Origin of the sequence: Mesorhizobium sp. M0998, from assembly GCF_040318885.1 — a bacterium.
In the GTDB taxonomy this organism is placed as follows: domain Bacteria; phylum Pseudomonadota; class Alphaproteobacteria; order Rhizobiales; family Rhizobiaceae; genus Mesorhizobium.
This window is the reverse complement of record NZ_JAMYND010000005.1, coordinates 122,717-143,376: the sequence shown is the minus strand read 5'-3', so window position 1 is coordinate 143,376 and position 20,660 is coordinate 122,717. Positions and strand designations below refer to the sequence as shown.

Sequence of the window (20,660 nt, the reverse complement as noted above, 5' to 3'; positions counted from 1 at the left end):
CTCACCTCTCCCTGCGGCTGATCAGCACCCGCGCCGCCAGCACGATGATCAGGATGGCGCCGTTGGCGGCGACCTGCCAGTCGGGCGGAATGTGCATGAACGTCAAGAGGGGCGATGCCGCCAGCGCCAGCGTCAGCGCGCCGATGACGGCGCCGATCGGCGACACCCGGCCGCCGACGAACTCGCCGCCGCCGAGGATGACGCCGGCGATCGAAAGCAGCGTGTAGCCATTGCCGATATTGGCATCGGCCGAGGTGGTGATGCCGATCAGCGCCATGCCGGACAAAACGCCGAACAGGCCGGTCAGCGCAAACAGCGCGATCTTGGTGCGCAGCAGCGACCAGCCGGCGCGCTTGAGTGCGGCTGAGTTGCCGCCCGATCCACGCAGGATGACGCCGTAGGAGGTACGCATCAGGCCAAAGTGGACGACGGCTGCGATCAGCAATGCCGCGATGATCGGGAACGGAATGAAGGGTGGCTTGAAGGCCATCAGCGCCAGCAGCCAGTCCGGCGCCTTGCCGCCGGGCTTGGGCAGGATGAGGATGGCCATGCCCTGCCAGACAAAACTCATGCCGAGCGTCACCACGATAGAGGGCAGGTTGCGCAGATGGATCAGCGCGCCGAGCAGCGCGTAGACGCCGATCGACCCGAGCAGGATCACGACGCCGAGCAGCGGCGCGTCCTTCAGCCATGTCGCCGTCACGCAGCCGACGAAGCCGACAAAGGTGCCGATCGACAGATCGAGCTCGTTGCCGGCGATGACGAACATCTGCGCGATCGTCGCCAGAGCGATCGGGATCGCCAGATTGAGCATCAGGCTGAAACCGAAATAGCTGATGGCGCGCGGGTTGAGCCAGGCGATGGCGATGAGCACCAGCGCCAGCGACAGTGCCGGCAGCAGGCTGCGCAGCATGCGCGCCCGCCTGGTGGCGCGAGCCGAAGATTTTAGCCCATTCTCGACGGATACCGCTGTCATCTCAGGCCGCATCGCCGAACGACGACTGGATGATCTTTTCCTCCGTCAGTTCGTCGCGACGAAGGTTGGCGACGATCCGGCCGTTCTTGAACACATAGATGTGGTCGCAATTGTCGAGCTCTTCGGTTTCGGTGGTGTACCATAGGAAAGTGCGGCCATGGCGAGCCTCCTCGCGCACCAGGTCGTAGACTTCAAGCTTGGTGCCAATGTCGACGCCGCGCATCGGATCGTCCATCAGCACGATCTTGGCGTCGGAGCCGAGCGCCCGCGCGAACAGCGCCTTCTGCTGGTTGCCGCCGGACAGCGAGAAGATGTTGTTGTTCATGTCGGGCGTACGGATGCCGATTTTCCGCTGCCACAACTCGGCGAGCTCGGCTTCGCGCTGCGGCGAGATCAAGAGGCCGTTGCGCAATCGCGCCAGCGAACGGATGCCAATGTTCTCGGCAATCGACCATTGCGGAAAAATCCCGTCCGACTGGCGGTCGCCGGCAACCAGCGCCACCGGCGCGGTGACCTCGATGCCGGTCTTGGCACGGGAAGCTGCAGCAAAGATAGCCAGCAAAAGATCGGTCTGCCCATGCCCGGCAAGTCCGGCAAGGCCGATGATTTCACCTGCACGGGCGACAAGCTCGTTGCCGTCCTGCTGTCGCGCCGGACGCGCCCGGACCCGCAGCGGGCTGGGCTCCGGCTTGCCGCTCGCAATCTCTGCGGCGGTCTTCTCGCGCGCCTCCGCTCCGCCCATCGCCGTCATCAGCCTGTCGCGGTCGAAGGCGTCGGCCTGCCCGGCGGCGACCACCTTGCCGTCGCGCATCACCACGATGCGGTCGGCATTTCCGAGCACTTCGCCCAACACATGCGAGATCAGGATGCAGCTCTTGCCGGCGGCGATGAAGCGGCGCACGAACGCCAGCAGCTGGCCGGCGGTATGCGCGTCGAGCGAGGATGTCGGCTCGTCGAGGATAACCAGCTCGAGCGGCTCCTGCGTGACCGTGAAGGCGCGCGCCACCTCCACCATCTGCCGGCTGGTGATGGAAAGATCACCGACGATGTCGGATGCCGAGATGCTGTGGCCGGGGAAGATCTCGTCGAGCTTGGCGGCGATCAGATCGGCCGCCTTGCGCCGCCAGCCGAAGCCATGCAGCGACGCGTGGTTGATCCGCGTGTTCTCGGCGACGCTGAGGTTCGGGCAGAGCGACAGCTCCTGGAACACACAGCGTATGCCGAGCTGCTGCGCGCGCGGCACCGAATAACTTGCCTCGACACCGCCGCGGACCGCGATCTGCCCGCTGTCGGGGGCAAGCGTGCCCGCCACCATATGCATGAGCGTCGATTTTCCGGCGCCGTTATGGCCGACGAGACCGACGCATTCTCCGGCACGAACGCTGAAATCGACACCGGCGAGCGCCCTGACGGCGCCGAAATGTTTTTCGGCTCCGACCAGTCTTATGATGTCCAAACTGACGGCGCCGAAAAGCTTTTCGGCGCCGTCCGGCCTGATGATGTCTGCATTGGCCTCCGGCATCCCTCAACGATACCCGGTTATCCGTGGCGGCAACAATAGTGCCATGCTCACTTGATGTTGGCCTTGATCGCCGCGATGGCGTCTTCCTGCGTGTATTCGTGGCTGGCGACGCCGCCCTTCGGAATCTTCGGCAGCGCGGCCTCGAAATCGTCCTGGGTGAAGGCAAGATAGGGCACCAGCAGGTCGTGCGGCACGTCGGTGCGGCCGTCGAGCACCTGCTGCGCCACCCAGAAGGCAAGCGTCGATACGCCCGGTGCGATCGATGCCGACCAGGTCTTGTAACCGTCCTTTTCCTTCTGCTCCTTCCACCACTGCAACTCGTCCTGGCGATTGCCCATGATGATGGTCGGGCGTGGCTTGCCGGCGGCGGCGAAAGCCTGCGCCGCGCCGTAGCCGTCACCGCCCTGGTCGACGACCCCGACAACATCCGGCAGCGAAGGCAGGATCGTCGCTACGGCTTTCTGTGCCGTGGTCTGGTCCCAGTCGCCGGTCACCGAGCCGACGATCTTGAACTCGGGATGGGCAGCGACGCCTTCGAGGATGCCGGCATGGATGGCATCGTCGATCGAGGTGCCGGCGAGGCCGCGGATTTCCAGCAGGTTGCCGCCCTTGGGCTGGAACTTGGCCATCTGCTCGACTTCCTGCTTGCCCATGTCCTTGAAGTCGACGACGACGCGGTAGGCGCAGGGTTCGGTGACGATACCGTCGAAGGAGACGACGACGATGCCGGCGTCGCAGGCCTGCTTGATGGCGCCGTTGAGCGCATCCGGAGACGCCGCGTTGATGACGATCGCGTCATAGCCCTGCAGGATCAGGTTCTGCACCTGGGCTGCTTGCGTCGGCACTTCCTTGTCGGCCGTCGTGAAGACGTCCGCGGCGCCGACCACCTTGTCGGCAACCGCCTTCTTGGTAACGATGGCGTAGCTGTCCAGCATCGCCTGCCGCCAGGAATTGCCGGCGTAATTGTTGGAGAAGGCGATTTTCTTGCCGCTGGTATCGGCAAGCGCGGTACCTGCGGCGAGCATCGCCGCAAGAGCCCCCAAAGCGAATATTTTCCTCATGTCATACTCCTCCCGTGAGTTGCTGTCTTACTGGTGGTTAATGGCTGGCTGGTGGTATTGGCTGATACGCTCACAATCTTGTTTTTTATCTATTATCAGACAAATGCAGATAGGCGGCAAGCTGTCAACATCAAACCATGGCCGGCGATCAACTTGCGGTGCAATCATTGAAACCGGTTCGACTCCTGGTCTAGGGATGGCACTGGAGACCGATTGAATGGCGACGAACCTTGCCCCGGGTGCACCCGGCATTCCGGCACGCTGGACCTCGAGCGCCAAGAGCGGCGTCGGCACCGCGCTCTCGCCGGCCTGCCCGATCTGGTTCACCATCAGCCACGGTATCCTCAACGAGATCTACTACCCGCGCCTCGATAGCGCATGCACCCGCGATCTGGGGCTGATCGTCACCGGACCCGACGGCTATTTCTCGGAAGAAAAACGCGACGCCGAACACAGTATCGAACCCCTGGCGGACGGGGTGCCTGCCTACCGGCTGGTCAACACCGCGAGCGATGGAACCTACAGGATCGAAAAGCGCATCCTGACGGATCCGGAACGTCCCGTCTTGCTGCAGGAGATCATGTTCACGCCGCTCAAAGGCGCGGCCGCCGACTACCGCGTCTACGCGCTGCTGGCACCGCACCTCGTCAACGCCGGCATGGGCAACACCGCCTGGATCGACGACCATGAAGGACAGCCTGTCCTGTTTGCATCGGGACGCGGCACCTGCCTGGCGCTCGCCTCGTCGGTGCCGTGGAAGGCGTGCTCGGCCGGCTATGTCGGCGTCTCCGACGGCTGGCAGCAGCTTGGTCAAGGCGGCCGGCTCGATCCGGCCTGCCGCAGGGCCGAGGACGGCAATGTCGCGCTGACCGGCGAGATCGCCTTTTCGGCTGCGAACCCAAAAATATTGCTGGCGCTGGGCTTCGGCACGACGCCGCAACAGGCGGCGGAAACCGCTTTCGCCAGCCTGAGGCAAGGTTTTGAGCCCGCAGCCGGATCCTACGTCGACAAATGGCGCAAATGGCAGGCCGGATTGCTGCCGCTGGACCGGCATGCGGCGTCCGGCCTCAACAGCTACCGCCTCAGCACGGCGGTGCTGGCGACACACCGGTCGTCCGCCGGAGCAGCCGTTGCCAGCCTGTCGATCCCGTGGGGCTTCAACAAGGGCGACGACGATCTCGGCGGCTATCACCTGGTCTGGCCGCGCGATCTGGTCGAAACCGCCGGCGGCTTCCTCGCTGCCGGCGACCCGGCGGAAGCCTTGCGCATCCTTGGCTATCTGCGCTCGATCCAGCAGCCGGACGGCCATTGGCCGCAGAACGCCTGGCTCGACGGATCGGCCTATTGGCCGGGCATCCAGATGGACGAATGCGCCTTCCCGCTGCTGCTTGCCGACGCACTGCGCCGCGCCGGCCATTTGCCGCCTGCCGCACTCTCCTCCTTCATGCCGATGATCGAGCGCGCTGCCGCCTATGTCGTGCGCAACGGCCCGGTCACCGGCGAGGACCGCTGGGAAGAAGACGCCGGCTACAGCCCGTTCACACTTGCGGTCGAGATCGCCGCATTGCTTGCGGCTGCGGACATCTTCGATGCCGCCGGCAAAACAGAGCCGGCAAACTATCTGCGCGAAACCGCCGATGTCTGGAACGATCAGATCGAGCGCTGGACCTACGTGGCCGGCACCGCCGCATGCGAGCAAGCCAGCGTCGAAGGCTACTATGTCCGCATCGCGCCGCCCGACAAAGCCGGCGCGGCATCGCCGAAAGACGGCTACGTCCCGATCAAGAACCGCCCGCCGGCCGATACGGACCGGCCGGCCAAGGCGATCGTCAGCCCGGATGCGCTGGCGCTGGTCCGCTTCGGCCTCAGGGCGGCCGACGATCCGCGCATCCTCGACACGGTCAAGGTCATCGACGCGCAATTGCGCTGCGAACTGCCGCAGGGCCCGCTCTGGTACCGCTACAATGGCGATGGCTATGGCGAGCATGCCGACGGCGCGCCCTTCGATGGAACCGGCCGGGGCCGGCCCTGGCCGCTGCTGGTCGGCGAGCGTGCTCATTACGAGCTGGCGGCAGGCCGCAGGGATAGTGCGGCAAGCCTGCTCAGGACGTTCGAGAACTCTGCCGGACCGGGCGGCCTGCTGCCGGAGCAGGTCTGGGACGGTCCCGACATGCCGGAGCGCGAATTGCGGCATGGCGGGCCCTCCGGCAGCGCCAAGCCGCTGGTCTGGGCGCATTCCGAGCACATCAAGCTGCTGCGGTCGCTGCGCGACGGCACGGTGTTCGACATGCCGCCGCAAGGCGTCAAGCGCTATATCGAGGGCAGGACGGTGTCGCGCTTCAGGGCATGGCGCTTCAACCACAAGATCCGTACCATCCCGGCAGGCAAGGCGCTGCGCATCGAACTTCTGGCCCGGGCGGTGGTTCATTGGAGCAGCGACAATTGGGCAACCGTCCATGACACCGAGACCACCGCGAATGCTTTCGGCATCCATTTTGCGGAATTGAAGGTTGCCGAGATTGCTCCAGGCAATAGCCCGGGCAATAGCATTGTCTTCACTTTCTTCTGGCCCGATAGCGGCCATTGGGAGAATGCTGACTTTTCTGTCGGCATCGGCGATACAGGATAGAGCATGACCCCGCAAAGTGGAGACCGGTTTTCGGACAAGATCATGCTTCAATCACGGCGCCACTAGATCATCGATCCCTCAAGTAAGGCAGGACGAGACCATGCAGATAGGAATGATGGGACTGGGCCGGATGGGCGCCAACATGGTTCGGCGCCTGCTGCGCGATGGCCACGAATGCGTCGTCTACGATATTAACCCGGCGAGCGTCGCCGCGCTTGTGAGCGCCGGCGCGGTCGGAGCGGCGTCGATGGAGGAGTTCGTCGGCAAGCTGGCGAAGCCGCGCAGCGCCTGGCTGATGCTGCCTGCGGCGATCACCGGCAAGATCGTCGACCAGGTGGCTGCCCTGATGGAGCCGGGCGACATCATCATAGACGGCGGCAATTCCTATTATCACGAGGCCGTCGACCACGCCGCGCGCCTCGCCTTGAAAGGCTTGAGCTATGTCGATGTCGGCACCAGCGGCGGCGTCTGGGGCCTCGAGCGCGGCTACTGCCTGATGATCGGCGGCCCCGACAGCGCGGTCCAGCATCTCGATCCGGTCTTCGCAACGCTGGCGCCGGGCGCCGACGCCGCTTCGCCCGCTCCTGCCAAGGATGCCGGAACCTCGCCCTTCGGCTATCTTCACTGCGGACCAAGCGGCGCCGGCCATTTCGTCAAGATGGTCCATAACGGTATCGAATATGGCGTTATGGCCGCCTATGCCGAAGGCATGAACATCCTGAAGTCGGCGAATGTCGGCAAACGGCAGCGCACCGCCGATGCCGAAACCAGCCCGCTGGAAAACCCGCAATATTACCAGTTCGACATCGACATCGCTGAAGTGGCCGAGGTCTGGCGGCACGGCAGCGTCATCGGCTCGTGGCTGCTCGACCTGACGGCCGGCGTACTGAAGGCCGATTCGTCGTTGACGCAGTTCGGCGGGCGGGTCTCGGATTCCGGCGAAGGCCGCTGGACGCTGAAGGCGGCGATCGACACCGGCGTGCCGGCGCCGGTGCTGTCCTCGGCGCTGTTCGACAGGTTCTCCTCGCAAGGCGAATCCGAATTCGCCGACAAGCTTCTGTCCGCCATGCGCTATGCCTTTGGCGGCCATGTCGAAAAACCCAAGGCCGGCTCGTGACGGGCGACAGGGAGGCACGCCCATGAGCCAGGAACGATCGGACACGCTGGTGCTTTTCGGCGCCACCGGCGATCTCGCCCACAAGAAGATCTTCCCCGCCCTTTACGCCATGGTGGCCAAAGGGACGCTGAACGAGCCGGTGATCGGCGTCGCCTTCGATCCCTGGGACCTGGCCAAGCTGCAGGCGCGCGCCCGCGACGGCATCGTCAACGCCTTGGGCAGCATCGACGACAAGATCTTTGCCAGGCTTGCATCGTTGCTGCGCTATGTCAGTGGCGACTATCGGGCGCCTGCGACCTTCGAGAAGCTGAAGACCGCGCTCGGCAGCGCTGAGCGGCCGCTGCACTATCTGGCGGTGCCGCCGGCGATGTTCGAGGTGGTCGTCCAGGGGCTGGAGCAGTCGGGCGCCGCCCAGGGCGCGCGCCTGATGGTGGAAAAGCCGTTCGGCCACGATCTGCAATCGGCGCGCTGGCTGAACCGGGTGCTGCATCTGGTCTTCGATGAAAAGTCGATCTTCCGCATCGACCATTATCTCGGCAAGGAGGCGATCCAGAACCTGCTCTGTTTCCGCTTCGCCAATTCCTTCCTCGAGCCGATCTGGAACCGCAATTACGTCGAGAGCGTGCAGATCACCATGGCCGAGGATTTCGGCGTCGAGGGCCGCGGCCGCTTCTATGACGAGGTCGGCTGCATTCGCGACGTCATCGAAAACCATCTGCTCAATATCCTCTTGCTGCTCGCCATGGAACCGCCGGTCGGCCGCTCGGCCGACGATCTCATCGACGAGAAGGTGCAGGTCCTGCGGGCGATCCGGACGCTGACCAGGGACGATGTGGTGCGCGGGCAGTTCGACGGCTATCTCAACGAGCCGGGCGTGGCGCCGAACTCGCCGGTCGAGACCTTCGCGGCGGTGCGCTTTTTCGTCGATACCTGGCGCTGGCAGGATGTGCCGTTCTTCATTCGCGCCGGCAAATCCCTGCCGGTGCACGCCACCGAGGTCATCGTGCAACTGAAGCGGCCGCCGCTCGACGTCTTCGATCCGATCAAGCCCGGCGACTGCAATCACGTGCGCTTCCGCATCGATCCTCAGGTGGCGATCTCGATCGGAGCCCGGCGCAAGGCGCCCGGCGATGACATGGTCGGTGAGCAGGTCGAGCTCACCGCGCTCGACGATTCGAAGGGCGACATGCCGCCTTACGAGCGGTTGATCGGCGACGCCATGAACGGCAACGGCCAGCTGTTCACCCGCCAGGACGCCAGCGAGCTCGCCTGGCGCATCGTCGGCCCGGTGCTCGGCGACACCACGCCGCCCCCTGTCTACGCGCCAAAGACATGGGGGCCGGCCGAAGCCATGGCTGGATTCGGGCCGCCGAACGGCTGGATCAATCCGGCGAAATGATTTCTGGGAGGCGAAGGCGATGGCCAAGGCGGTGAGGCACCCGGCATCGGAGGAAGAAAAGATCGTGCTTGCGATCGATATCGGCGGCTCGCACGTCAAGATCCGCACCAGTGCCGGCGGCGACGAGCGCAAGACCGCTTCCGGACCGGAGCTTACGCCGCAGCAGATGGTCGCGGCGGTGAAGACGCTCGCCGAAGGGCTGCACTACGATGTCGTCTCGATGGGCTATCCGGGCCCGGTGCACCACAACCGGCCGCTGACCGAACCCGCCAATCTCGGCAAGGGCTGGGTCGGCTGCGATTTCGCCGCCGAGTTCGGCAAACCGGTCAAGGTCGTTAACGATGCGCTCATGCAGGCCATCGGCAGTTATGAGGGCGGCCGCATGCTGTTCCTTGGCCTCGGCACCGGCCTTGGGGCCGCGATGATCGTCGATAACGTTGCCCAGCCGATGGAGCTTGCCCATCTTCCCTACAAGAAGCGCGGCAGTTTCGAAGACTATGTCGGCGAACGCGGCCTGCAAAAGCGCGGCAAGAAGAAATGGCGCAAACACGTCTTCGACGTGGTCGACCGGCTTCGCGCCGCCATGCAGCCGGACTACGTGGTCATCGGCGGCGGCAATGTCGACGAACTCACCGACTTGCCCGCCGATTGCAGACGCGGCGACAACACACGCGCCTTCGAGGGCGGATTTCGACTATGGCGCGACAAATCCCTGATTATTTGATATTGCTGATTGTCTGATATTATCGAGCACCGGCTCAGGGTTGTTAATCCCGCGCTGCCGTTAGTATTATTATTCAAAATAATGTGTGACGTGGTGCGGCGTCATTGCATTGCGCAGATTTGCCGACTAGGAATTTCTGCGACCCCCATGGACGGAGAGATAGATTGACCGACGACAACAACAACGCTCGCAAAAATATCGACCTGCTCGAGCTGACCGCCCATATCGTGTCCGCCTATGTCGAGAAGAACCGCTTGCCGGCTTCCGGCCTCGGCGATCTCATCGCCAGCGTCAGCGCTTCCATAGGCGGGCTCGGGCAACCGGCAGTGCCGGTCGCCGCGCCGCTGACGCCTGCCGTCAATCCCAAGAAATCGGTGACGCCGGACTACATCATCTGTCTCGAGGACGGCAAGAAGTTCAAATCCTTGAAGCGCCATATCGGCGTTCATTTCGGGCTGACGCCCGACGCCTATCGCGCCAAATGGGGCCTGCCGTCGGACTACCCGATGGTCGCCCCCAACTACGCGGCCTCGCGTTCGCAGCTGGCCAAGGCGATCGGTCTCGGCCGCAAAGCCCCGCCCGCGCCCACGCCCGTCAAGGGTAGGGGCAGGAAGGCCAAGGCGACGGCCTAAAGCATCGTTCGAAGCCCTGCAAACGCAAGCCTCGAAGATTGGCGGGACAGCGCCCCCCTCTGTCCTGCCGGACATCTCCCCCTCAAGGGGGGAGATCAGCTGCCTCGCCGATGGCGCTACGCTTTAAACGTACAAATCTTTGAACGTACAAATTGCCTTCGAAGCCGGAGACTGGCGAAGGACGTCGCGACGTCCAATCTCCCCCCTTGAGGGGGAGATGTCCGGCAGGACAGAGGGGGGCGCGAAGGAACTCGACCTGCGCGCCAAATAACCCTCTCCATCTCCGCCGAGCGTGGTTGCCGCCTGCAATTGGTATGGCAGCCTGAAAAAAGCTGGAGCCACGCCGGATTTTTGCGCGCGCCCTGCGCCGAACTGCGCTAAAGGCTTTGTTGGCCGGACCAGCGCCCATCGTGGAAGTGCCCCGCCGGCCGACATAGCCGCCACGGGGCCTTATTCCATGACCACAGAATCCCAAGTACCATCCGACCAGCGCTATGCCGCCTTTCGCCATCGGCCGTTCCTGAGCTACTGGGCGGCGCGCTTCCTTTCGACATTCTCCACCCAGATCGTGTCGGTCGCCGTCGGCTGGCAGATCTACGATCTGACCCGCGACCCGTTCGACCTCGGCCTTGTCGGCATCGTCCAGTTCCTGCCTTCGCTGCTGCTGGTGCTGGTCACCGGCGACGTTGCCGATCGTTTCGGGCGCCGTCTGATCATGGCGCTGGCGGTGCTGGTCGAGGCGGGCTGCGCCTTGGCCCTGCTGCTGCTGACGCTACGCGGCCTCTCCGGGCCGATGCCGGTCTTCATCGTGCTCGCCATGTTCGGCATCGCGCGCGCCTTCTTCGGGCCGGCCTCCTCATCGCTGTTCGCCAATCTGGTGCCGCCCGAGGATTTCGCCAACGCCATCGCCTGGAACTCGTCCGCCTGGCAGACGGCAACCATCGTCGGGCCGGTCGCCGGCGGCCTGCTCTACGGGCTTTCAGCCGAAGCCGCCTACACCACCGCCGCCGTGCTGTTGCTGGTTGCCGCCGTGCTGATCTTCACCATCCCGAAGCCTGCCCAGCGCAGCCGGACCGACAGGCCGACGGTACAGACCCTGTTCGCCGGCTTCGGCTATATCTGGAGCGAAAAGATCGTGCTCGGTGCGATTTCGCTCGATCTGTTTGCGGTGCTCCTGTCCGGCGCCTCGGCGCTGCTGCCGGTCTACGCGCGCGATATCCTCGAACTCGGCCCATGGGGGCTCGGCCTGTTGCGCTCGGCGCCCGGCGTCGGCGCCATCTGCGTCGCCATCTGGCTGGCCGGACACCCGATCCGCAACCATGCCGGCCTTGTCATGCTCGGCTTCGTCGCGCTGTTCGGCGCGTTCACGGTTCTGTTCGGCCTCTCGACCATCGCCTGGCTGTCGATTGCGGCCCTTGCGCTGCTCGGCGCCACCGACATGTTCAGCGTCTATATCCGCGAGACGCTGATCCAGCTGTGGACGCCGGACGACGTTCGCGGCCGCGTCAACGCTGTCAACCAGGTTTTTGTCGGCGCTTCCAATGAGCTCGGCGAATTCCGCGCCGGTACGATGGCGGCGTTGATCGGCACGGTTCCGGCCGTGGTGGTCGGGGGTGTCGGGGCGATCGCTGTTGCCGGCCTATGGGCGGTGCTGTTCCCGCAGCTGCGCAAGGTGCGTCATCTCAGGGGGCGAAACTGATTACCGCAGCGCCGGCTTGCCGAAAATCATCGGCAGGAACTCGCCGAGCCAGCGCTTGAGGTGCATGTCCCAGATCAGCCGGCCGCCGAGATGGTCGCGGCCGGGCTGCGCGCCGGGCAGTTCGAAGCGGTGCGCGCCGCGCACCACCCAGCGCTGCATCATCGCCCGGGTCAATTCGCCATGGAACTGGATGCCCCAGGCATTGTCGCCATAGCGGAAGGCCTGGTTGGGATAGGTTTCGGCCGTCGCTAATAGCGTCGCGTCCTTCGGCAGCGAAAACCCTTCGCGATGGAACTGATAGACCATCTCCGGCCAATACATCAGCCTGCTGCCCGCTTCGGTCGCCTTCAGCGGATACCAGCCGATTTCGACGAGGCCCTCGCCATGGCCCTCGACCCTGCCGCCGAGATGCTTGACCAGCATTTGCGCGCCGAGGCAGATGCCAAGCAGCGGCCGGTTCTCGTTGAGCGGAATTTTGAGCCAGTCGGTCTCGCGGCGGACGAACTCGTCGCCGTCATTGGCGCTCATCGGCCCGCCGAACACCACGGCGCCGGCATGGCCATCCAGCGTCTGCGGCAAGGCCTCGCCGAGCGGCGGTCGGCGGATGTCGAGATCGAAGCCTTCCTCGATAAGCATATGGCCGACCCGTCCGGGGCTCGAATGCTCCTGATGCAGCACGATCAGGATCTTTGGTCTCGGACTTGGCTTGGGCGGCATTGGAAGGCGGGATCCTGTCTATTCGTCGCTTGAGGTTCCGGCAGCACCAGGAACCGCGGCGGCCGCCTTGAGGCGCGCCTCGACACGGTCGCGACGTTCGACGCCGATCAGCTCGGCGACCCGCCACACGGTATTGTCCTCGAGCTCGTGCAGCTCGCCATCGGCATAGACGATCTCCCACATCAGGCCGATGAAGGCCTTTCGCGCCTCGGCGTCGAGATGGCGCTTGAGCACGCTGGTGAAAGCGTAGAGGTCGATCGCCTCATTGTCGGCCCGCTCGCCGGCAGCCGCCAACGCGTCGAGTTCGTCGCCGCTGATCGAGTAGCTTTCCGCCAGCACCTTCTTGAACCGTTCCCATTCGCTATCCTGGCGCACCCCGTCGGCGTTCATCACGTGGAAAAGCAGGGCGGACGCGGCAATGCGCGGATCGTCGGCGCTGGGGCTGGCGCCACCACCGGACGGCAGATCCCTTAGAAACGACAAAACGCGTTCGAACATCAAATCATTCCCAATAAGCCCGGGTCCACTCGACCCTGATCAGAATAAACGAAACCGGCGCGTCGATTTATCCGCTGCGTCGTCTGGATCGACGCCGGGGTCGTCGGGCAGCCGCGTCAGCTCCTGCGCCGGCTCGACTGCCTCGGCATCTTCCGGCACTTGGGCAAACGCCGCCGCGGTGATTGGTGTCACATGATCCTCGCCGGCACGGTCGTCCGTCTTTTCCTCGGTCGCTGTGCCCGGTGTCTCCGCCGTGTGCTCGATCGTCCCGGCTCTTTCCTGTACCGGCCCGGCTGGAGCCGCGATGGCCGGCACCGGCGCCTCCGGCGTATCCTCATGACCGTCGATCAACTGCCCGAGCCGCTCCATCGGCGCCCGCCATTCGAATGCATCGAGCCTGCCGGTGATCGGCGATACCGGAGCCCAGCGTTCGGAGACGACACCATCGGCAACCCAGGCCGGGTCGCGCGGCGCTCTCACCGCCTTCGACAGCAACTGCCGCACCTTGCCCTGGTCGCCGGTCTCGGCCTCCTCGATATCGGCCAGCAGCAGATAGGCGCCTTCGCGGCGATCCATGCGGATCGCGGCTTCCGCCTCCCGGCGGGCGGTTGAAAAATCCTGCGCATCCAGCGCGGCGCGCGCCACGGCAAGCGAGGACTCGGCATGGTTCTTCTTCAGCTCCTGCAGCTTCTTTGCCCGGTTCAGCCGGTCGAGCACGGCATCGCCCGGCCTGGCATGGGTGTAGAGCTCGGCGATCTCCGGATGCGGCTCGGCCTTCCACCCCGCCTCGAGGATTTTCGAGCCTTTGCGCACGTCGTTCTGCCTAAACAGCAATTTCGCCGCGACGACCGCCGCCGGTGCAAAATCCGGCCGCAGCCGGTTGGCTTCGAGCGCCGCCGCCCTTGCGGCATTGGCATCGCTGTCGATCAGCGCCTGCGCCTTGGCGGTCAGCAGCACGGCGCGGCGGCGGTTGGCGGCGTCACGCTCGATCTGCCGGGTCGACTTCTGGGCATCGACCAGTTTCAGCGCGCCATCCCAGTCGCCGCGTCCGGTCAGGTCTTCCAGCGTCGATTCGGCCGCCCAGGCCAGTTGCGGCGCTACCGCCGCGGCACGGCCGGCATAGTGGCGGGCTGCGTTGCGGTCGCCGAGCCGCTCGGCCTCGAGATAAAGCCCGCGCAGGCCGAGCAGCCGCATTTCGGGATCATCGAGCATGGTCTCGAACTTTTCGCGGGCGCCTTCATGGTCGCCTTCGAGCAGCGAGGCCTGCGCGTCGAGCAGCTGGATCAGTGGCTCCTGATCGGAGCGGATCAGCTTTGCCGCTTCCTTGGTCTTCTTGCGGGCGAGCGCGCCGTCACCGGCGCCGGCGGCGATCATCCCGGTCGACAGCGCCTGGTAGCCGCGGTCGCGGCGACGCACGCGGAAATAGCGCGAGATCGTATAGGGGCTGTTCCACAGCGCCTTGATCAGCCACCAGACGATCATCACCGCGGCAACCACGGCAACGACCGCCACCGCCGCGACCATCAGGCTGACCTGGTATTGATAGCCATTGAAGGTGACGAGCATTTCGCCCGGCCGGTCGGCCAGCCAGGCGAAGCCGAGCCCGAGCGCAAAGACGACGGCAAGGAAGGCGAGGATGCGGATCATCGGGTTCCTCACGCCTTCATCGCGCCGGCGATGAGCGAATCGATCTGCGTCTCGACCTCCATCCGCGCTTTCAACTTGCCGGCAAAGTCGGCGCCGGCGGCCTTGGCCGCCTCAGGCAGGGTTTCATATTCGCTGAGCGCCTTGGCGTAGTCGCCCTGGTTGACCGCGACCTCCATGCGAGCGACGGTTTCCGGGACGCCGGTGCCTTCGACGGCGCCGATCGGCCTGACCTTGACGAGCGATTCGGCGCTGGACAGCAGCTTCTGCAGGATGCCGGCATTCTGGTCGATGGGAGTTGCGGCAGCGACCATCGCGTTGGCGGCGCCGTCCGCTTCGGCGGCGATCTCGGAGCGCATCGGGACGCCCTTTTCGGCATAGGTGCGCAACGTCGCAATCTCGGGTGCATCGGGTGAGATCGCGGCAAAGGTTTCGAGCTCGGCGGCGAACGGTGCACCACGGTCGAGCGCTGCCTTGAGCGCCGAAGCGGCAATGGCCAGTGCGATCTTCGGCTGCGAAGCCTGTGCATCGACCTTGCTCGAGATCTGTGAAACCGACTGTTCCAGGGCCGCAAGCCGGCTGTCCTGCGCCTTTGTCGTCTCGCCGGCCGATTTCACCAGCGCATCGAGCGCGGCCAGCCTGTCGTTGAGCGGGCCGAGATCGACCGGCGCCGTACCGCCGGCTTTGCCGAGGGCCGCAACCGCCGTCTCGATCTCCCTTACCTTGTCGCCAAGTGCTGCCAGGCCGGCATTGTCGCCGGCACCGCCTTGCTCGACCGCCGACTTCAACGCCGCGACGTCCGCCCTGACCTGATCCAGCGCCGACGACAGCCCGTCCACCTTGGCCGATGCGTCATTGTTGGCGCCGGCCTGTCTGAGGTCCGCGACCTCGCGTTTCAGCGAAACGATCTCACCATTGACCGCGTCGAGCGACACGCCGCCCGACCCCGGCGCACCGAGCAGGCCGGCAAATTGCAGCCCGCCGGCCGCGGCGAGGGCGATGACGCCGCCGATAATACCGGCGGCGATGCCGTTGATGCCGCTTCGCTTCGACTGCGCTGCCATATGGTCGTCCCTCGTCTCAGCTGTCTTCTCACCGGAACCTGGGATCCTCGGTTCGTTGGCCCCGGTTCCGCTGGATGCATCTTCGAAACTGTAATCGGAAACCGCGGAGCGCCCGGCCGGCGCATCCGAACCGGCGGGATAAGGGGTTTCCGCTTCCGTGGCAGAATCGACGCCGGCGTCCGCCGGCTCTTGCGTGCCGGCCGGCGCGGCTGCGTCGGCATGTTCCCATGGCTCGAGATCGGTCTGGTCCGCATGCACCGGCTCTTCAGGTGGCTCCGGCTGCGAGGCGTTCGCCGCTTCCTCGGCCCGCGCCTCGTCGGTCTGCGAGGTCACGGCATCCTGTTTGTCGGCGACTCGCGAGACGGCGCCAGGCTCAAGCTCGATGGTCACCGGCTCACGGCGGCTCTTGGAATGCCGCATCTTCGGCGTCTTGACCATGCTCGGGCTCCGCAAAATTCGCTTCGGGATGGTTGAAAGGGTCTAGCACATCACCAAGCGGTGAAAAGGGGCGGCGTGATGACGCCACGGCTTGGAGTTCAGTTTTGGCAAAACGCCGCAGGGCCGAATCCGCGTTTCAAGCCAAGGCCCATGCTCGGCACACAAAAAACCCGCCTCGGCGGGCGGGTCGTTGGAGCCAATTGGCACCATAACCAAATTACTAGCATAGCTGCCGGCACAAAGCAAGAACAAAATGTGCCCGAGGGCAATCGCCTGCGTTTGGCGCCGCCCTTCAAGCACGGCACAGAGCCGCCGCTAATGCCATCAGCGCGGCGCCTGCAAAAGTCCCAGCAAGGCATCTTCGCTGGGCTCGAGCGCAATCCGTATCCTTTCGCCAGCGACATCGCCCAAGGCCGCGGCAATGCGTCCCGACAGCGCGAAACAGCGCGTGTCCTGAAAAAGGCTACGCAGCGCCGGCCGGCTAGCCAGGGCCTGCATCGCTTTTGCCGCCTTGGCCGAATAGAGCAGCACCGCCTCGACCGGCCGGGCGGACAGGCGCGCAAGAACGGCCTCGTCGGAGTAATCCAGGACAACGGTGTCGTAGGTCTCGACGGCGCGGACCTGAACGCCCGACGCCAACAGCCCTTCCTCGAAGCCGGGAAATCGCACCCGCCCGCAGAGATAGACGATCGTCTGCCCCGCGTAAGCGCCAGCAAGCGCATCGGCCAGCGCCTCGGCATTGCCCGGGCCTTCGCTGACCGACAGAAACCCGGCAGCGCGGGCGGCTTCCGCCGTCTTCCTGCCGACGGCGTGGCACGGCAAGCCGGCGAACGCCGCGATGACCTCTTTCGGCGCATGGCGAACGGCATTGGCGCTGGTGACCGCGACCGCCGCGGCGTCAGCGAGCGCGCCGGCATCGACCGGCAGCGTCACGGTTCCGGTCAATGGCAGCAGGATCGGCTGAAAGCCGGCATCCGCAAGCCGGCGCCCCGTGCGCGACGCGCCCGGTTCGGGCCTCGTCACAAGGACGCGGAGCATGTCAGGTCCAGCCATCGAAGAATGTTTCGCCGGCCTTGGCCCGAACGGTCGCCGCGGCGTCCGCGCCAATGCGCGCCGCCTCCTGCGCCGGCCCTTGCAGCCTGACTTCATGCGACTGCGTGCCATCGGGCGAGATGATCAGCCCGGCAAAGGAAACCGTTCCGCCCGATATCGTCGCATGTCCGGCGATCGGCGTGCGGCAGGACCCGTCGAGCGCCGCCAGGAAGGCGCGCTCGCAGGCCAGCGCCTCGCCGGTCGGCCCGTCGTGGATCGCTGCCAGCATCTGTTCCACGTCGCGGTCTCCGATGCGGCTTTCGATGCAGATCGCGCCTTGCCCCGGCGCCGGCGGAAAGACCTCGAGCGGCATCAGGTCGGTGACGACGTCTTCGAGCCCGAGCCGCTTCAGCCCGGCATAGGCGAGGATTGTGCCATCGGCGATGCCGTCGTCGAGCTTGCGCAGCCGCGTCTGCACATTGCCGCGAAACATCACCACCTCGATGTCCGGCCGCATCCGCCGGATCAGCGCCTGGCGCCGCAGCGACGACGAACCGACCCTGGCGCCTTGCGGCAGGCCGGCAATCGTTCGCGCCGCCTTGCCGATGAAGGCATCGCGCGCGTCCTCGCGCGGCAGGAACGCGGACAGTTCGAGCCCCTCGGGCAACAGCGTCGGCATGTCCTTCGACGAATGCACGGCGATGTCGATGCGGCGCGCCAGCAGCGCCTCCTCGATCTCCTTGGTGAACAGGCCCTTGCCGCCGGCTTCCGACAGCGGCCGGTCCTGGATGCGGTCGCCGGTGGTCGAGATGACGACCACCTCGAAAGCTTCCGCCGGCATGCCGTGCGCCGCCATCAGCCGCGCCTGCGTTTCATGCGCCTGCGCCAGCGCCAGCGGGCTGCCGCGTGTTCCGATTCTCAAGGTTGTTTGCATGACGCGTCGTCCGTGATAACCCCCGGCAGGTTTTCGGGCTTTCTCCTATCGGGGAAAGGCCGGTTGCACAATCATCGAGGACAGCGACGAATTGATCCGCGTTCTGGGCATCGAGACGAGTTGCGACGAGACCGCCGCCAGCGTGGTGGCGCTGGACGGTCGCAGCACGCCGCAAATCCTGTCGAACATCGTGCTCAGCCAGATCGAGGAGCATGCTGCTTTCGGCGGCGTCGTGCCGGAGATCGCCGCGCGCGCCCATGTCGAGGCGCTCGACGGCATCATCGAGGCAGCGCTGGCCGATTCCGGCGTCGAGCTCGCCGACATCGATGCGATTGCCGCCACCGCCGGCCCCGGTCTTGTCGGCGGGCTGATCGTCGGCCTGATGACGGCCAAAGCAATCGCCGCGGCAGCAAAAAAACCGCTGATCGCCATCAACCATCTCGAAGGCCACGCGCTGACGGCCAGGCTGACCGACGGGCTCGACTTTCCCTACCTCTTGCTGCTGGTCTCCGGCGGCCATACCCAGATCGTCGCCGTGCGCGGCGTCGGCGACTACCAGCGCTGGGCGACGACGATCGACGACGCGCTTGGCGAAGCCTTCGACAAGACGGCCAAGATGCTCGGCCTGCCCTATCCGGGCGGACCGAATGTCGAGAAGGCGGCGGCAACCGGTGACGCGACGCGTTTCGCCTTTCCGCGCCCGATGAAGGGCTCCGTGCAGCCCGATTTTTCCTTCTCCGGCCTCAAGACCGCGGTGCGCCAGGCGGCAACCGCGATTGCCCCGCTGAGCGACCAGGATGTCGCCGATATCTGCGCCTCGTTCCAGGCGGCGGTCGCGGATGCGCTGGGCGACCGTGTTGCGCGGGCGCTGACCCGGTTCCGTCAGCAATTCCCGGACAAGGCCGAGCCTGCATTGGTTGTCGCCGGCGGCGTCGCCGCCAATCGGACCATCAAGGCGACATTGCAGGGCCTGTGCGAGCAGGCCGGGTTCAGCTTCGTCGCGCCGCCGCTCAACCTCTGCACCGACAATGCGGCGATGATCGCCTGGGCCGGCATCGAGCGCTTGCGCGCCGGCATATCAGGTGAAAACGCCGCCGATTTCGTGCCGCGCTCGCGCTGGCCGCTGGACAGCGTCTCGGCCCCGATGGTCGGCTCGGGCCGGCGTGGGGCCAAGGCATGACCGGCAGCGAGCACAAGGCGCCAAGCGGCTGGCGCGTCGCCGTGCTCGGCGGCGGCGCCTGGGGCACGGCGCTGGCGCTGGCCACGCTGCGCGCCGGTCATTTCGTCCGCCTCTATGCGCGCGACCCGGAGACCGTCGCGGCGGTCGACCGTGGCGAAAATCCGCGCTATCTGCCGGGCATTGCGCTCGATCCCGGCATCGTGGCGACGAGCGACATCGAGGCGGCGCTCGACGGTGCCGACTGCGTTCTGGCGGTAGCGCCGGCGCAATCGTTGCGGACTATGCTGACGGCCGCGTCCAGCCATATGCCGAAAGGCGTCCCGCTGGTCCTCTGCGCCAAGGGCATCGAGCGCGACACCGGCGCGCTGCTGTCGTCCATCACCGAGGAAATACTGCCGGCAAATCCGGTCGCCGCTTTGTCCGGCCCAAGCTTTGCCACCGACGTCGCCAGGGGCCTGCCGACGGCCGTCGTGGTCGCCGCCCGCGACGAGGCTCTGGCCACCGACCTTGCCGCCCGCTTTTCGGCGGAAAATCTGCGCTGTTATTCGAGCGACGACCTGATCGGCGTCGAGATCGGCGGCGCGCTGAAGAACGTCTTTGCAATTGCCGCGGGTGCCGTCACCGGCGCCGGGCTCGGTGCCAGCGCCCAGGCGGCGATGGTGACGCGCGGCTTCGTCGAATTGCGCCGCATCGGCGCCGCCTTTGGCGCCAGGCCGGAGACGTTGATGGGGCTTTCCGGCCTCGGCGACCTGCTGCTCACCTGCTCGTCCGCGCAGTCGCGCAATTTCGCCTATGGGCTGGCGCTGGGGCAAGGCAAGCCGCTTGTCGGCTTGCCTTTGGCCGAAGGCGTGCCGACGGCGGCAATCGCCGCCCGCATCGCCGGCGAGCGCCAGATCGACGCGCCGATCATCGCCGCCGTCGCCGCCATACTGGACGGCACCATAACTATAGACCAGGCTGTGTCGGCGTTGATGACAAGGCCACTCAAGACCGAAACCGACATGTAATCGCGAACGATTGCGGAGATGGAAAGATGCTGTTTGCGTTGATTTGCAAGGACAAGCCAGGAAGCCTGCAGGTGCGGCTCGACACGCGGCCCGAGCACATTGCCTTTCTGGAAGGGCTGAACGGCGACAAGAAACTGGGTTTCGCCGGCCCTTTCCTCGACGCCGACGGCAAGCCGGACGGCAGCCTCGTCGTTGTCGAGGCGCCCGATCTGGCGGCGGCAAAAGCGCTGTCGGCGGCGGATCCCTATACCAAGGCGGGGCTGTTCGAAAGCGTCGAAATCCGGCAATGGAACTGGAGCTTCAACAAACCTGTGAGTGAATGATCGTTCGTTCGCCCTGCCCCTCATCCGCCTGCCGGCACCTTCTCCCCGTGAAGAACGGGGAGAA

Annotated in this window: 18 protein-coding genes; 9 read left to right on the top strand and 9 right to left on the bottom strand. The window is 65.5% G+C overall.

What is annotated here, in order from left to right; genetic code table 11:
• Nucleotide 1 precedes the first annotated feature (1 nt).
• The 3 genes from NKH59_RS06970 to NKH59_RS06960 are packed head-to-tail and all read right to left on the bottom strand — an operon-like array spanning nt 2 to nt 3,559.
• A complete protein-coding gene (locus tag NKH59_RS06970; RefSeq protein WP_023678190.1) occupies nt 2-976 on the bottom strand; it encodes an ABC transporter permease in 975 nt (324 codons plus the stop codon).
• A 1-nt stretch (nt 977) separates the two neighbouring features.
• Nucleotides 978-2,498 carry a sugar ABC transporter ATP-binding protein gene (locus NKH59_RS06965; protein ID WP_353021398.1) on the bottom strand — a complete coding sequence of 507 codons (1,521 nt, stop codon included), beginning with the start codon at nt 2,496-2,498 and terminating at the stop codon, nt 978-980.
• Between the two features lie 47 nt (nt 2,499-2,545).
• Entirely contained in the window at nt 2,546-3,559 is a 1,014-nt protein-coding gene (locus tag NKH59_RS06960; RefSeq protein ID WP_352481006.1) for an ABC transporter substrate-binding protein, read from the bottom strand.
• Nucleotides 3,560-3,776: 217 nt separating this feature from the next.
• Between NKH59_RS06960 and NKH59_RS06955 the strand changes: the two genes are divergently transcribed.
• The 6 genes from NKH59_RS06955 to NKH59_RS06930 all read left to right on the top strand — a co-directional run bounded on the left by NKH59_RS06955 (nt 3,777) and on the right by NKH59_RS06930 (nt 11,759).
• Nucleotides 3,777-6,188, top strand: a complete 2,412-nt coding sequence (locus tag NKH59_RS06955; RefSeq protein WP_353021397.1) for a glucan 1,4-alpha-glucosidase — start codon at nt 3,777-3,779, stop codon at nt 6,186-6,188.
• Nucleotides 6,189-6,288: 100 nt separating this feature from the next.
• On the top strand, nt 6,289-7,305 hold the full coding sequence (gnd, locus tag NKH59_RS06950) for a phosphogluconate dehydrogenase (NAD(+)-dependent, decarboxylating) (RefSeq protein ID WP_352767430.1): 1,017 nt from the start codon (nt 6,289-6,291) through the stop codon (nt 7,303-7,305).
• Between the two features lie 22 nt (nt 7,306-7,327).
• Nucleotides 7,328-8,704 (top strand): glucose-6-phosphate dehydrogenase, encoded by a 1,377-nt coding sequence (gene zwf, locus NKH59_RS06945; RefSeq protein ID WP_353021395.1) that lies wholly within the window; start codon nt 7,328-7,330, stop codon nt 8,702-8,704.
• Between the two features lie 19 nt (nt 8,705-8,723).
• A complete protein-coding gene (locus NKH59_RS06940; protein WP_352818354.1) occupies nt 8,724-9,428 on the top strand; it encodes an ROK family protein in 705 nt (234 codons plus the stop codon).
• A 164-nt stretch (nt 9,429-9,592) separates the two neighbouring features.
• On the top strand, nt 9,593-10,060 hold the full coding sequence (locus NKH59_RS06935; protein WP_352613172.1) for a Ros/MucR family transcriptional regulator: 468 nt from the start codon (nt 9,593-9,595) through the stop codon (nt 10,058-10,060).
• Nucleotides 10,061-10,517: 457 nt separating this feature from the next.
• Nucleotides 10,518-11,759: an MFS transporter gene (locus NKH59_RS06930; protein WP_353021394.1), complete on the top strand. Its 1,242-nt coding sequence runs from the start codon at nt 10,518-10,520 to the stop codon at nt 11,757-11,759.
• Here NKH59_RS06930 and NKH59_RS06925 read toward each other — a convergent pair whose 3' ends face one another.
• From NKH59_RS06925 to hemC, 6 genes are all read right to left on the bottom strand, one after another.
• Nucleotides 11,760-12,476, bottom strand: a complete 717-nt coding sequence (locus tag NKH59_RS06925; RefSeq protein ID WP_352832422.1) for a glutamine amidotransferase — start codon at nt 12,474-12,476, stop codon at nt 11,760-11,762.
• Nucleotides 12,477-12,494: 18 nt separating this feature from the next.
• A complete protein-coding gene (locus NKH59_RS06920; protein WP_352832420.1) occupies nt 12,495-12,974 on the bottom strand; it encodes a tellurite resistance TerB family protein in 480 nt (159 codons plus the stop codon).
• A 39-nt stretch (nt 12,975-13,013) separates the two neighbouring features.
• Nucleotides 13,014-14,621, bottom strand: a complete 1,608-nt coding sequence (locus tag NKH59_RS06915; RefSeq protein ID WP_352683749.1) for a heme biosynthesis protein HemY — start codon at nt 14,619-14,621, stop codon at nt 13,014-13,016.
• Nucleotides 14,622-14,629: 8 nt separating this feature from the next.
• Entirely contained in the window at nt 14,630-16,120 is a 1,491-nt protein-coding gene (locus NKH59_RS06910) for a COG4223 family protein (RefSeq protein ID WP_352832417.1), read from the bottom strand.
• Nucleotides 16,121-16,444: 324 nt separating this feature from the next.
• Nucleotides 16,445-17,158 (bottom strand): uroporphyrinogen-III synthase, encoded by a 714-nt coding sequence (locus NKH59_RS06905; protein WP_352832414.1) that lies wholly within the window; start codon nt 17,156-17,158, stop codon nt 16,445-16,447.
• Between the two features lies 1 nt (nt 17,159).
• Nucleotides 17,160-18,086, bottom strand: coding sequence for a hydroxymethylbilane synthase (hemC, locus tag NKH59_RS06900; protein WP_352540855.1), 927 nt, complete (start codon nt 18,084-18,086; stop codon nt 17,160-17,162).
• A 94-nt stretch (nt 18,087-18,180) separates the two neighbouring features.
• Here hemC and tsaD point away from each other — a divergent pair, with 94 nt between their 5' ends.
• Genes tsaD through NKH59_RS06885 form a run of 3 tightly spaced genes read left to right on the top strand, consistent with a single transcriptional unit; the run spans nt 18,181 to nt 20,596 of the window.
• On the top strand, nt 18,181-19,266 hold the full coding sequence (gene tsaD / locus NKH59_RS06895; protein ID WP_352540951.1) for a tRNA (adenosine(37)-N6)-threonylcarbamoyltransferase complex transferase subunit TsaD: 1,086 nt from the start codon (nt 18,181-18,183) through the stop codon (nt 19,264-19,266).
• Nucleotides 19,263-20,273: an NAD(P)H-dependent glycerol-3-phosphate dehydrogenase gene (locus NKH59_RS06890; protein WP_353021392.1), complete on the top strand. Its 1,011-nt coding sequence runs from the start codon at nt 19,263-19,265 to the stop codon at nt 20,271-20,273. The genes tsaD and NKH59_RS06890 overlap by 4 nt, the downstream gene beginning before the upstream one ends.
• Before the next feature lie 26 nt (nt 20,274-20,299).
• Nucleotides 20,300-20,596, top strand: a complete 297-nt coding sequence (locus tag NKH59_RS06885; RefSeq protein ID WP_352470768.1) for a YciI-like protein — start codon at nt 20,300-20,302, stop codon at nt 20,594-20,596.
• Nucleotides 20,597-20,660 lie beyond the last annotated feature (64 nt).